We start from the raw sequence: 13,710 nt of genomic DNA, 5'->3' as shown, positions 1-13,710 counted from the left end.
GAGCCCGAACCATGCTGCTGATCCCCTGCCCCTGGTGCGGGCCCCGCGACGAAGCCGAGTTCCACTACGGCGGCCAGGCCCATGTGGCCTACCCCGAGAACCCCGCCGGCCTGACCGACGAGGAGTGGGCGAGCTATCTGTTCTTCCGCGACAACCCGAAGGGCCCGTTCGCGGAACGGTGGAGCCACGCGTCCGGTTGCCGCCGCTGGTTCAACGCCGTACGCGACACGTCGACGAACGAGATCCTGACGGTGTACCGGGCGGGGGAGGAGCGACCGGCCACTCCCCAGTCGGGTCAGGAACATTCAGCCCGTCCGGCGTCCACTTTTCAACGAGGGCCAGCAATTTCAGCCCGTCCGGCGTTTGAGGACGAGGCCCCTTCAGGGCCGATCGGGGGTCTGGGGGCGGAGCCCCCAGCACACCAGCCGAACTCGCACCCGCACCGCCACCCCACCCGAGGCCGAATCCACCGAGACACCCCCCTCACCTTCACCTTCGACGGCACCGAATACACGGGCTACAAGGGCGACACCCTGGCCTCCGCCCTCCTCGCCAACGGCCTCATCGAAACCGGCACCAGCATCAAACTCGGCCGCCCCCGAGGCATCTTCACGGCCGGAGTCGAAGAACCCAACGCCGTCATCCAGATCGAAGCCCCCTTCCCCGAGCCGATGCTCCCCGCGACCACGGTCGAGCTGTACGACGGCCTGGTGGCGACCGGCCTCCCCGGCCAGGGCCGCCTCGCCACCGAACCGGACCCGGCCCGCTACGACGCCGTACACGCCCACTGCGATCTGCTGATCGTCGGCGCCGGCCCGGCGGGCCTCGCGGCAGCGGAAGCCGCCGCGCACACCGGCGCCCGCGTCATCCTCGCCGACGACCGCCCCGAACTGGGCGGTAGTCTGCTCGATACGGCGCAACTCCTCGACTGGGTCGGCGAGTTGAGCGACCGGCTGGCCACCGCGCCCGACGTGCGCGTGCTGTCCCGCACCACCGTCTTCGGCCACTACGACGACAACCACCTCCTCGCCGTCGAACGCCGCACCAACCACCTCGGCGCCGCCGCCCCCGCCCATGTCTCCCGGGAACGCGTCTGGCGTATCCGGGCCCGCCGCGTCGTCCTCGCGACCGGTGCCCACGAACGCTCTCTCGCCTTCGCGGACAACGACCGCCCCGGCGTGATGCTAGCCACCTCGGCCCGCGCCTACGTCAACCGGTACGGCGTTCTGCCCGGAAGGCGGGCCGTCGTGTTCACCACCAACGACAGTGCGTACGCGGCCGCGTTGGACCTCGCGGCGGCGGGCGTCGAGGTCGCCGCGATCGTGGACACCCGCCCGTCCGAACCGGCGGAGTGGGCGCGCCGAGCGCGCGAGGCCGGAATCGAGGTGCTGGCCGGACACGCCGTCGTCGGCACAGAGGGCACCCCACGACTGACCGCCGTGACGACGGCCCCGTACGGCGAAGTGGCCGGAACGACCCGCCAGTTCGCCGCTGATCTCCTCCTGGTGTCCGGCGGCTGGAACCCGGTGGCCCACCTGTTCAGCCAGGCCGGTGGAAAGCTGCGCCACGACGACATCCTCGGCTCGTTCGTCCCTGACACCTGCCGGCAGGCGGTCGAGGTCGCGGGCAGCGCGAACGGTGTCCTCGACCTGGCCGCGGTCCTCGCACAGGGCGCGGCGGCAGGCGCCCGTGCGATCGAGGCCGAGGGCTACACAGTCGAGGCACCGAACCTGCCCCAGGTGCCCACCGAACCCGGCACCACCCCCGCCATGCACGTCTTCCTCGTCCCGGGCACCGCCGACGCGCCCCGCTTCGTGGACCTCCAACGCGACGTCACCGTGGGCGACTTGACCCGGGCCACCGGCGCAGGCCTCAACTCGGTCGAGCACACCAAGCGCTACACGACGGCCGGCACCGCCAACGACCAGGGCAAGACCTCAGGCATCCTGGCCAGCGGCGTGGTCGCCGAACTCCTGGGCGTGGACGTCTCGTTCCTCGGCACGACCACCTTCCGTCCGCCCTACACCCCCGTCTCCTTCGCCGCCCTCGCGGGCCGCGACCGGGGCACGCTGCACGACCCGGTCCGTACGACCGCGCTGCACGACTGGCATGTCATGCAGGGCGCCCGGTTCGAGAACGTCGGTCAGTGGAAGCGCCCTTGGTACTACCCGCAGGACGGCGAGGACATGGAGAGGGCCGTCCTGCGCGAGTGCGCGGCGGCCCGCGAGGGCGTCGCGTTCATGGACGGTTCCACCCTCGGCAAGATCGACGTGCAGGGCCCCGACGCGCCCGTCTTCCTCGACCGGCTCTACACGAACATGATGAGCAACCTGAAGGTCGGCATGATCCGTTACGGCGTCATGTGCCGCCCGGACGGCATGGTCTTCGACGACGGAACCGCCATCCGCCTCGCCCCGGACCGCTACCTGGTCACCACGACCACGGGCAACGCGGCCGCCGTACTCGACTGGATGGAGGAGTGGCACCAGACCGAGTGGCCCGAACTCCGCGTCCGCTGCGCCTCGGTGACCGAACAGTGGGCCACCGTCGCCCTGGTCGGCCCCCGCTCCCGCGAGGTCCTCGGCTCGCTCGCGCCCCGACTGGCCGTCGGCAACGACGACTTCCCGTTCATGTCCTGGCGGGACACCACCGTCGCCGGCATCGACGCCCGGGTGTGCCGGATCAGCTTCTCCGGCGAACTCGCCTACGAGATCAACGTGTCACCCTGGGAGGCCCTGGCCCTGTGGGAGGCGCTCTACGAGGCCGGTGCTCCCTTCGGCATCACCCCGTACGGCACCGAGACCATGCACGTCCTGCGCGCCGAGAAGGGGTACCCGATCATCGGCCAGGACACCGACGGCACCGTGACTCCCCAGGATCTCGGCATGAGTTGGGCGGTGTCCAAGAAGAAGCCCGACTTCATCGGCAAGCGCTCCTACGCCCGCGCCGACGCCGTCCGCCCCGACCGCAAACACCTCGTCGGCCTGCTCCCCGACGATCCGGGCGCCTTCCTGCCCGAGGGCACCCAACTGGTCGCGGACAGCGTGCTCCCGCCCCCGCCCGTCCCGATGCTCGGCCATGTCACCTCCAGCTACCGCAGCGCCGCCCTCGGCCGCACCTTCGCCCTCGCCCTGGTCAAGGGCGGCCGGGACCGCATCGGCGAGCGCCTCTACGCCCCCGTGGGCGACCGGTTGATCCCGGTCACCGTCGCAAGCCCCGTCCTCTACGACCCCGAGGGAGCCCGCCGCGATGGCTGACACCGCCCTTTCCGTGCCCCGCCGCAGCCCCCTCGCCGGTGCCGCGGAGCGGATGGCCGACGTGACCCGCTCCTCCGGCGGAGCGGTCCGGCTGGCCGAACTGCCCTTCCTGGCCCAGGTGAACGTCCGGCTCGACCCGAAGGGCGCGGCGGCGGACGCCGTAGGACTGGCGCTTGGTCTGTCGCTGCCGCTTGAGCCCAACACCGTTGTGCGGTCCGGGGAGTTGACCGCGCTGTGGCTAGGTCCCGACGAATGGCTGCTCGTGGGGCCGCCGGACAGCCAGGGGGAGTGGGAGAACCGGATCCGGGAGGCGAGCGGGGACGGGTTCGTGGCCGTCACCGATGTCTCGGCCCAGCGCACCACCCTGCTCGTCTCGGGTGCCCGTGCCCGCGACCTGCTCGCCCACGGCTGCCCCCTGGACCTGCACCCGCGTGCCTTCGGCCCCGGACGCTGTGCCCAGACCACCCTGGCCCGCGCCCAGGTCGTGTTGGTCGCCCGGGATCAACTCGGCGCCGGATTCTGGGTGTTGGTCCGCTCGTCCTTCGCCGGGTATCTGACGGACTGGCTGCTCGACGCGGCGACGGAGTACGTGCGGCACGACTGAACCGTCCGCACGCCGAAGGCCGTTCGCCCGTCGCCGGGAGAACAGCCTTCGGAGTGTTCGGTGTTCACGGCCTCAGGCGGCCTGGCCGACCTCCGCCTCGTCGAGGCGCTTGCTCCTGGGGATGAGAGCGACGAGCAGCGCGCCCGCGGTGACGCAACCGACCACCAGCCAGAGCCCGTTGGTGAAACCCTTGTCGAGATAGAACTGGGTGCCCTTGAGGACCGCCCCGTGCTGGGCCATCACGACGAAGGCCAACTGGGAGACGACGATCTGGGCCACGCCCTGGCCCAGGGTCTGGACGCCGTTGGCCAGCGCCTGTTCCTCGGGGCTGACCACCTCGATGATCATGATGGGGACGACGGCGACCACGATGCCCGTGCCGAGTCCGGCGATCACCCCCATCTCGATGATCTGCGGGGCGTTGTGGTGCAGGTGCGTGCCGATGCCGTAGCCGATCGCCGTCAGCGCGGAGCCGGTGGCCAGCAGGAGGCGGGCGTCCACCCGGCGGGCGAGCAGGCCGGTGCCGACCGCCCCCACGATGATCATGGCGCTGATCGGGCTGGTGACGATGGCGTTGTGGGTGCCGGACCAGCCGAGGCCTTCGGAGATGGTGGGGATGTTCGGCATCAGGATGAGCAGTTGCAGCACCACGCCCACGGCGCTGAGCGAGCCCGCCGCGATCGAGGTGGCGAGCAGGACGGTCCACACCGGACGGCGGCGGGTCATGGACAGCGGGAAGAGCGGTTCGGCGACCCGGCGTTCGACGAGGACGAAGACGACCAGCGCGATCGCCGCCCCGACGACCCAGCCGACGAACCTGCCGCTGCCCCAGCCCCAGTGGGAGCCCTGGCCGACCGCGTAGACGACCGCCGTGACGCCGCCGCCCAGGAGGAGTCCGCCGACCCAGTCCATACGGCCGGCCGCCGCGCGGATCGGGCTCTCCGGCACGAACACCGCCACCAGCAGGAAGCTGACGGCCGTGCTGATGGCCATGAACCACAGCACGCCCCGGAAGCCGTAGTCGTCGAGCAGCCAGCCGGACAGGAACGGCCCGCCGAAGGCGACCAGACCGACGCCGCCGGCCAGGATGCCGCTGGCGAGTCCGACCCAGCGGCGCGGGAAGACGTCACGGGTGATGGCGTAGGCGAGCGGGGCCGTCGCGGCGTAGATGCCCGCGATGCCGCGGCCGATCAGCAGGGTGCGGTAGTCGGTGGCGACGGCGGCGAGCAGGTCGCCGGCGAAGCCGAGCCCGGTGGCGACCAGCAGGACGCGCTTCTTGCCGAAGATGGCCGCGGCCTTGACCACGAACGGCAGGAAGAAGGTCCCGGTCAACAGGGTCATCAGGGTGAACCAGGCGATCTCGGTCGTCCTGAAGTGGATCGCGATGTCGGCCTGCGCGATGCCGGACAACGCGGCGACGAGCGAGACCAGTTGGACGGTCCAGACGAGGGCGACGACGACGAGGACGTTGCGTGTGGTGGACGGTGGTCTCTCGTCCGCCGAGGGGGGACTGGTCCGGGTCTGTGACATGGCGCGGCCTTCCATGGGTGAGCGGTGGACCGGAGGGCGGCTCCGGCCGGGCGAGGCTGGCCGATAAGTTAGACCGTACGGTCGGTACAATCAATGGGATGCGCGGAAATAGGCGCGGAGTGATGTTGGCGCAATCTCTTCGAATCTCTTCGAATCTCTTCGACAAAATCGTCAACAATCTGGTCGACGCTATTGCCTGCGGATTGTCGGAGGGTTACGTTCCTCGCCGTGCCCCCGCACGTCCCCCAATCGGCGATCGAACGGAGTACCCGGCATGCCCAAGCTGTTCAGAAGGTGTCGGTGGAATTCGGCCACCTTCATAGCCACCCTCGCGGCAGCCCTCGCACTGGTGACGGGTGCGAGCGTGGCGCTGGCCAACAGCGCGACCGGCAGCTCGCAGGCAGCCGACTCGGCTTCCGCCAACGCCGTTTCGGCGAGCACAACGACCTCGGGCATCGCACCGGCCATGTCCTGCTCCGGAATCGCCCAACTCGACCTGGCCGCCGCCGTCCCCGGCGTTCCCTTCGAGATCACCTCGGCCACCGAGCTCGCCGCGAGCGCCAACACCCTTGGCAACTGGGCCGCTTGTGACGTCAAGGGCGTCATCGCCCCGCAGCTCCACTTCGAGATCAAGCTGCCCGAGACCGGCTGGCAGGCCAACTACCTCCAGGTCGGCTGCGGCGGCCTGTGCGGCAACACCAACGTGACCAACGCGCCCGCCTCGACCGGCTGCGTCCCGCTGACCACCGGCGCCTTCGCCGTGGCCTCCAGCGACGAGGGCCACTACCAGGGCGGCGGCCTCTTCTCCACCGACCCGACCCTGAGCGCCGACTTCGGCTACAAGTCCGACCACGAACTGGTCCAGGCGTCCAAGGCCGTCATCGAGAAGTACTACGGCCAGGCGGCCACCCACTCCTACTTCGACGGCTGCTCCCAGGGCGGCCACCAGGCCCTGACCGAGGCTCAGCGCTACCCGACCGACTTCGACGGCATCATCGCCGGCGCCCCGGCCAACAACTTCACCGCGCTGAACACCTTCTCGCATGCCTGGACCGCCCAGTCCGTGTACCTGAACGGCGGCCCGGCCACCCTCACCAACGCCGACCTCGCCGACCTCCACAAGGCCGTGCTCAAGGGGTGCGGCGCCCCTGCCGACGGCATCATCGCCGACCCGCTGAGCTGCACCTGGGACCCCGGCACCATCCAGTGCGAGACCGGGCAGACCTCGACGTCCGACGCCTACTGCCTGACCGCCGACCAGGTCACCACCCTGCGCCGCATCTACGCCGGACCCACCGACGAGCACGGCCAACTCCTCTACCCGGGCTACCAGTTGCGCGGCTCCGAGCTGAACTGGGCCGGCATCATCACCCCGGCCACCGCCACCGGCTCCAGCGGCGACATCAGCTTCGTCCGCGAGACCCTGCGCTACCAGATCTTCGACAGCCCCCAACCCACCCTGACGTACAAGGACATCAAGTTCACGGCCGCCTACTACAAGAAGGTCATGCGGCCCGACGAGGGCATGTACGACGCCACCGACCCCGACCTCACCGCGTTCAAGAAGGCCGGCGGCAAGCTCATCCTCTGGCATGGCCTGGGCGACCAGCACATCCCGGCCGTGGGAACGATGGCCTACTACAAGGCGGTTGAGAAGGTCATGGGCGGCGAGGCGGCCACCAAGACCTTCGCCCGGCTCTTCCTGCTCCCCGGCGTCGCGCACTGCGGCGGCGGCCAGGGCCCGGACACCTTCGACGCGCTGACCGCGATCACCGACTGGGTAACCAAGGGCACGGCCCCGGACAGCCTGACGACCAAGTCGGTCGACAGCGGCGGCACCACCACCGCGACCCGCCCGGTCTACCCCTTCCCGTACTACGCCAAGAACACCACCGGCGGCTCGGCCACCGACGCGAGCAGCTACACCCCCGTCAAGTCCACCGCCGAGGCCGGCCTCAAGCTGAACTGGCTCGGTTCCTTCCGCTCCGGCTACGAGACGGTCGGCAACTGGGTGGGCCGCCAGTGGGTCGTCACCAAGGGCAAGAACTGAACCGCCCCAGGCAGTCCGCTGATTGACCTCGCGGTCCCCGGCTCTACGCCGGGGGCCGCGTCGTCGTGACGACCCCGCCGGTCACCGTCGTCGCCACCCGGCGCAGCGCCTCGGTCTCCGGCGGGCCGTTGTCCTGACCGGCGGCCAGGAGGTGCCCCGCTCCGATCAGCGTGCGCGCGAGGGTGTCGATGTCGGCGTCCGGTGCGATACGGCCGAGGTCGCGTTCCGCCGAGAGGTACGACGCGAACATCGCGGTGCCTTCCGTCAGCAGCGGGATGCCGGTCGGCGTGGTGCGGCGCAGCCGGGTGCGCAGGGCGTCCCGGGAGATGACCAGGCCGACGATCGCCACCGCGACCGAACCGAACAGGTCCGACAGCGCGCCGGTGAGGTTGTCGGCGACGGTGCCGGTCCCGGCGGCCTCGCGCAGGGCGGTGGACTGGGCGTCGAGCCGGCCGATGCGGTCCAGGACCAGCTCGGCCAGGAAGGCGTCGAAGTCGGCGAAGTGGCGGTGCAGAACGCCCTTGGCGCAGCCCGCCTCCGTGGTCACCGCCCGACTGGTCAGCGCGTTCGGCCCGTCCCGGAGCAGGATCCGCTCGGCGGCGTCGAACAACTGCTCACGCGGATCACGCAGGGCCACCCCTGTCGGCATACCGGTGCGACCTTCCTTCTTCCTTCCGCGCCCTGCCCCGCCCGGGCAGGTGGGCGCGCGCCCCACCGTAGACGAGTGGGCGAGTGCCCACTATGGTGGGCGCATGCCCACTCCCACCCCTGAACAGCGGCTCAGCGTGCAGGACTCGCATCGGGCCCGGCAGATCGCGGAGTCGTTCGGCACCGACGCCGAACGCTACGAGCGTGCCCGGCCCCGCTATCCCGACGCCCTGATCGACCGGATCGTCGACGAAAGCCCCGGACCCGACGTCCTCGACGCCGGCTGCGGAACAGGCATCGCGGCACGGCAGTTCCAGCAGGCGGGCTGCCGGGTGCTCGGCGTCGAACCCGACGCACGGATGGCCGAGGTGGCGCGACGGCTCGGCGTCGACGTCGAGGTGTCGACCCTGGAGACCTGGGACCCGGCCGGGCGGGCGTTCGACGCGGTGGTCGCCGCCCAGGCCTGGCACTGGATCGACCCGGTCGCGGGCGCCGCCAAGGCCGCACAGGTACTGCGCCCCGGTGGACGACTGGCCGCGTTCTGGCACGTCCTCCAACTCCCGCCCGACATCGCGGAAGTCTTCACCGAGGTCTTCGCCCGAGTGGTGCCCGAGATACCGGTCAACCTCGGGAGCCTGACCGGGCCGCCCGAGAGCACCTACGCGGCGATGCTCACCAAGACCGCCGACGGGTTCCGTACGGCAGGCGGGTTCGGCGACGCGGAGGAGTGGCGGTTCGACTGGGAGCGGACCTACACCCGGGACGCGTGGCTGGACCAACTGCCCACGATCGGCCTGCTGACCCGGCTCCCGCGGGAGAAACTGGAGCCACTTCTGGAGGGCGTCGGCGCGGCCGTGGACGAGGCGGGCGGCAGCTTCACGATGCGCTATGCCACAGTGGCGGCCACCGCTGCACGGACCGGGTGACGGCGGTCGGCCTCAGTCACATCCGCCCCGGAACCCGCTCCAACGTACCGGCCACATCCACCCGCGCCGCGATCTCGACCAGCGCCTGCCCCGTCACGGAGATCGGCTCACGGCGCGGCAGCAGCAGGCCGATGCGTTCCGTGCGGACGGGGTTCACCAGTGGCACCGCCCGCATGCCGGCGGGTACGCCGAAGACATGCAGCCAGGCGTGGGGGACGACGCTCGCCCAGCGGCCCGTTCTCACATGCGCGAACAACGACGCGATGGAGTCGGTCTCGACGCGCGGCCGCGCGGGGGTGCCCACCTCCTCGAAGACGGCGTCCAGTACGCGGCGGCCCTGCATCATCGGATGCAGCAGACACAGGGGTTGCTGGGCGGCCTCCGCCCAGGACGCCTCGGCCGGCTGCCCGGCGTCGGGCGGTGTCCGCGTCAGCAGGACGTACCGCTCCCGGTAGAGGGCGATGAACCGGAACCGGCGGGCGGCGGAGGCGCTGAAGTAGGTGATCGCCGCGTCGAGTTCGTACGCCTTGAGTTTCTCGACGATGTCCTCCGTCCGCAGATCGGCGAGCACCTGCACGGTCGCGAGGGGGTTCTCCGTGCAGAACGGTTCGGTCAGCAGGGACACCGCCGTCGAGGCGGTCGGCACGGATCCGATGCGCAGCCGGCCGCTCAACCCGCCGCGCAGCGCCCGCACTTCCTCCGTCATCGCGTCCCGGTCGGCGAGAATGCGCTGCGCCCATACGACGATGCGCTCGCCCTCCGGTGTGAGCCCCTCGAACCTGCGGCCCCGCCGCACCAGGGGCACGTCCAGCTCCTCCTCCAGCTTGCGGATGGCCTCGGAGAGCGCGGGCTGTGAGACATAGCACTCCTGCGCCGCGCGGGCGAAGTGGCGTACGCGCGCAAGGGTGACGAGGTATTCGAGTTGGCGAAGCAGCACGCCACAGGTCTACCTCGCGTCGGCGCCATCGCCCGTACGACCCGCTGATAGATGCCGCCTATCACGTGATCACATCTGTGTGTTTGACCGTGATCACCCGGCGAAGGAGAGTGCGGAGGGCGGGGCATCGGCCCGCGCGCGATCGATGAGCGGACGAGAGGCACGGCGGTTGTGATGGGCGGCGGCATCGAGGATCCGGGCGAGGAAAACCTGTCCGTCACAGCTCCCAAGACCTGGGCGACCGGAGCACCGGCCGTCGCCCACGCCCTGCAATATGCCCTCGGGCAGACCACCGTGCGCCGCACCGCCCTGACCCTGCTCAACATCAACCAGACCAAGGGCTTCGACTGCCCGGGCTGTGCCTGGCCGGAGCCCGCGCCGGGCAAGCGGCACAAGAACGAGTACTGCGAGAACGGCGCCAAGCACATCGCCGACGAGGCCACCTCGCGCCGGATCACCGCCGACTTCTTCCGGCAGCACACCATCGCGGAACTGGGCGCCGCCTCGGACTACTGGCTCAACCAGCAGGGCCGGCTCACCGAACCCATGGTCAAGCGCCCCGGCGCCGACCACTACGAGCCGATCGGCTGGGACGAGGCCCTCGGACTGCTCGCCGCCGAACTCCGCGCCCTGGACAGCCCCGACGAGGCCCTCTTCTACACCTCGGGCCGGCTCGCCAACGAACCCGCCTTCCTGCTCCAGTTGTTCGCCCGCGCCTACGGCACCAACAACCTGCCCGACTGCTCCAACATGTGCCACGAGTCGAGCGGTTCGGCCCTGAACGAGACCCTCGGCATCGGCAAGGGCAGCGTCAGCCTGGACGACATCTACGACGCCGACCTGGTGTTCGTCGTAGGACAGAACCCGGGCACCAACCACCCGCGCATGCTGTCCGCCCTGGAGGAGACCAAGCTGCGCGGCGGGAAGGTCGTGGCCGTCAACCCGCTGCCCGAGGCCGGGCTGTTGAGGTTCAAGCACCCGCAGAAAGCACGCGGAGTGATCGGACGGGGCACGGCCATCGCGGACCAGTTCCTGCAGATCCGGCCCGGCGGCGACCTCGCCCTGTTCCAGGCGCTCAACCTGCTGCTGCTCGAAGCCGAGGACGAACGCCCCGGCACGGTCCTGGACCGGGAGTTCATCGCCGCGCACACCAACGGCTTCGACGACTTCGCCGCACAAGCCCGCAAGACCGACTGGGCCGACGTACTCGACGCGACCGGGCTGAGCCGCGAGGAGATCGAGGAGGTCCACGCGCGGGTGCTCGGCAGCAAGAAGATCATCGTGTGCTGGGCGATGGGACTGACCCAGCACAAGCACGGCGTGCCGACCATCCGTGAGGTGGTCAACTTCCTTCTGCTGCGCGGCAACATCGGCCGCCCGGGGGCCGGGGTGTGCCCGGTGCGCGGGCACAGCAACGTGCAGGGCGACCGCACGATGGGCATCTGGGAGCGGGTGCCGCAGGCCTTCCTGGACGCGCTGGAAGGGGAGTTCGGCTTCACCCCGCCCACGCGGCACGGCCTGGACTCGGTCGACTCCATCCGGGCCATGCGGGACGGCCGCGCGAAGCTCTTCCTCGGAGTCGCCGGCAACTTCGTCCGTGCCACCCCCGACAGCGACGCCACCGAACGGGCCATGCGCACCTGCCGGTTGACCGCGCACATCTCCACCAAGCTCAACCGCTCCCACGCGGTGTGCGGCGAAACCGCCCTGATCCTGCCGACGTTGGGCCGCAGCGACCGCGATGTCCAGGCGGGCGGCGAGCAGTTCATGACGGTCGAGGACTCGATGAGCGAGGTGCACACCACCCGGGGCCGACTCGCCCCCGCCTCCGACCGGCTGCTCAGCGAGGTCTCCATCATCACCCGCCTCGCCCCCGCCTCCGACCGGCTGCTCAGCGAGGTCTCCATCATCACCCGCCTCGCCCGGCTGGTCCTCGGCGACCAACCCGCCATCCCCTGGGCGGAGTTCGAGGCCGACTACGACACCGTCCGCGACCGGATCGCCCGCGTGGTGCCCGGCTTCGACGACTTCAACACCCGCGTACGGCAGCCCGGAGGCTTCCGGCTGCCCAACCCGGTCAACCGGATGACCTTCAACACCCCCAGCGGCAAAGCCGTGTTCACCCGCAACGACTTCACCATGCTCCGGGCACCGAAGGGCCACCTGATCCTGCAGACCCTGCGCTCCCACGACCAGTGGAACACCATCCCCTACGCGATGGACGACCGCTACCGGGGCATCAAGGGCGGCCGCCGCGTCGTCCTCGTCCACCCCTCGGACCTCAGGGAGTTGGGCCTCGCCGACCACGACCTGGTCGACCTGGTCAGCGTCTGGCAGGACGGCGTGGAACGCCGCGCCGAGGCCTTCCGGGTCGTCGCCTACTCCACCCCACCGGGCTCCGCGGCCGCCTACTACCCGGAGACCAACGTCCTCGTCCCGCTCGACAGCGTCGCCGACATCAGCAACACCCCCACCTCCAAGAGCGTCGTGGTCCGGCTGGAGCGGGTCTCCGAGGTGGCGCCAGTACCGGCGGGGTGACCGTCCGGGGGCCCGTACCTCCGCGTCCGCGACGGACACGAGCCCCCCCGCCCGAGCGCCCTCGCGGCCGTGCGGACGGCGGTCACTTGGGGCGTCGCCGAGGGCGGGCCCTCCTTCGGGCTCGTTCCAAAAGCCGTATCCGGAGGACCGGCGCCAGTGTGAGGCGCGCACGTCGGTGATCACGTGAATCCCGCGGTGATCTCGCGGAACGAACGCGCGCCCCCTGGATTAGGGTGCGGACATGCGAGGTTTCGGCAGAAGTACGGCAGTCGGATGCGGGGAACGATGATGGGCGGGTCGCGGCGGGTGACGCTGAACGATGTCGCCGCGGCGAGCGGGGTGTCGCGGGCCACCGTGAGTTTCGTCCTGAACGACGATCCGAACCAGACGATCTCGGCGGCGACGCGCGAGCGGGTCAAGGGCGCGGCCCGTGACCTCGGCTACGTCCCGCACGGGATCGCACGAGCCTTGCGGGAAGGCTCCTCGCGGATCGTCGTACTGAACATCGACTGGGGTCTTGAGGGCAACTACTCGCGCAGCTACGTCCGCGGCCTGGACGACGAACTCGCCGCCCACGACCATGTGTTGCTCGTGCGGCACGGCCACTCGGCGCCGCAGTCGACCCAGCAGATCCTGGACACCATCGCGCCCCGCGCCGTACTCCGCTTCGCCGAGCCCTACTTGAGCGGCTACGAACCCGACGAGGAGGACTGGAGGAGCGGCTTCGCCGCCCACGCAGCCCTGCAGATCGGGTATTTGGCGGACCGGGGCCACAGCCACATGGGGATGGCCCTGCACAGCCACGACTATCCGCTGACCGAACTGCGCCTGCGCTTCGCCCGCGCGACCACGGACCGGCTGGGGCTCCCGCCGTTGACGCCCTTCGTCGTGCCGCGGCTGAGGGAAGCCGGAACGGAGGCCGTCAGGGCGTTCCGCGCCGCGCACCCGGAGGTGACGGCGGTCGCCGCCTTCGACGACGACACCGCCCTGCGCACCCTGACCGCCCTGCTCGACCTCGGTCTGGGCGTCCCCTCCGACATGGCCGTCATCGGCTACGACGACACCGAGTACGGCGCCCTGGTCACCCCCGCGCTCACCACCGTCCGTATCGACGCCGAGGCCCACGGCCGCATCGCCGCTCGCGTCGCACTCGGCCTCGACCCGGGCGGCATCACCGGGGCGCCGGGGCGGGTCATCGAACGCGGGTCGGCCTGAGCCGC

At 70.7% G+C, this 13,710-nt stretch carries 9 protein-coding genes; 6 read left to right on the top strand and 3 right to left on the bottom strand.

The annotated features are described in order from the left end of the window. Positions 1 to 11: 11 nt before the first annotated feature. Positions 12 to 3,257 (top strand): sarcosine oxidase subunit delta family protein, encoded by a 3,246-nt coding sequence (locus ABZT04_RS27030; protein ID WP_356059576.1) that lies wholly within the window; start codon positions 12 to 14, stop codon positions 3,255 to 3,257. Beyond that, positions 3,250 to 3,861 carry a sarcosine oxidase subunit gamma family protein gene (locus ABZT04_RS27025; protein WP_356059575.1) on the top strand — a complete coding sequence of 204 codons (612 nt, stop codon included), beginning with the start codon at positions 3,250 to 3,252 and terminating at the stop codon, positions 3,859 to 3,861. The genes ABZT04_RS27030 and ABZT04_RS27025 overlap by 8 nt, the downstream gene beginning before the upstream one ends. 72 nt (positions 3,862 to 3,933) lie before the next feature. Here the strand turns inward: ABZT04_RS27025 and ABZT04_RS27020 are convergent, their stop codons facing one another. Continuing rightward, the gene (locus ABZT04_RS27020) at positions 3,934 to 5,391 is read right to left on the bottom strand and encodes an MFS transporter (RefSeq protein WP_356059574.1); all 1,458 of its coding nucleotides are present in this window, start codon (positions 5,389 to 5,391) and stop codon (positions 3,934 to 3,936) included. 274 nt (positions 5,392 to 5,665) lie between these two features. On the opposite strand from ABZT04_RS27020, the gene ABZT04_RS27015 reads away from it, so the two are divergent. After that, entirely contained in the window at positions 5,666 to 7,441 is a 1,776-nt protein-coding gene (locus ABZT04_RS27015; RefSeq protein ID WP_356059573.1) for a tannase/feruloyl esterase family alpha/beta hydrolase, read from the top strand. 43 nt (positions 7,442 to 7,484) lie between these two features. On the opposite strand, the gene ABZT04_RS27010 is transcribed toward ABZT04_RS27015, so the two are convergent. Further along, complete coding sequence (locus ABZT04_RS27010) at positions 7,485 to 8,090, bottom strand: TetR family transcriptional regulator (RefSeq protein WP_356059572.1); 606 nt, start codon at positions 8,088 to 8,090, stop codon at positions 7,485 to 7,487. Between the two features lie 103 nt (positions 8,091 to 8,193). On the opposite strand from ABZT04_RS27010, the gene ABZT04_RS27005 reads away from it, so the two are divergent. After that, positions 8,194 to 9,015 (top strand): class I SAM-dependent methyltransferase, encoded by an 822-nt coding sequence (locus ABZT04_RS27005; RefSeq protein ID WP_356059571.1) that lies wholly within the window; start codon positions 8,194 to 8,196, stop codon positions 9,013 to 9,015. A 16-nt stretch (positions 9,016 to 9,031) separates the two neighbouring features. Here the strand turns inward: ABZT04_RS27005 and ABZT04_RS27000 are convergent, their stop codons facing one another. Continuing rightward, a complete protein-coding gene (locus tag ABZT04_RS27000; RefSeq protein ID WP_356059570.1) occupies positions 9,032 to 9,952 on the bottom strand; it encodes a LysR family transcriptional regulator in 921 nt (306 codons plus the stop codon). A 174-nt stretch (positions 9,953 to 10,126) separates the two neighbouring features. Here ABZT04_RS27000 and ABZT04_RS26995 point away from each other — a divergent pair, with 174 nt between their 5' ends. Continuing rightward, complete coding sequence (locus tag ABZT04_RS26995; protein ID WP_356059569.1) at positions 10,127 to 12,490, top strand: FdhF/YdeP family oxidoreductase; 2,364 nt, start codon at positions 10,127 to 10,129, stop codon at positions 12,488 to 12,490. A 273-nt stretch (positions 12,491 to 12,763) separates the two neighbouring features. Continuing rightward, positions 12,764 to 13,705: a LacI family DNA-binding transcriptional regulator gene (locus ABZT04_RS26990; protein ID WP_356059568.1), complete on the top strand. Its 942-nt coding sequence runs from the start codon at positions 12,764 to 12,766 to the stop codon at positions 13,703 to 13,705. Positions 13,706 to 13,710: the final 5 nt, after the last annotated feature.

The sequence above is a fragment of the Streptomyces sp. NPDC005492 genome (assembly GCF_040605995.1).
GTDB lineage: Bacteria > Actinomycetota > Actinomycetes > Streptomycetales > Streptomycetaceae > Streptomyces.
Note: the sequence above shows the minus strand (reverse complement) of the source record. Positions and strands in the feature narration are given on the sequence as shown.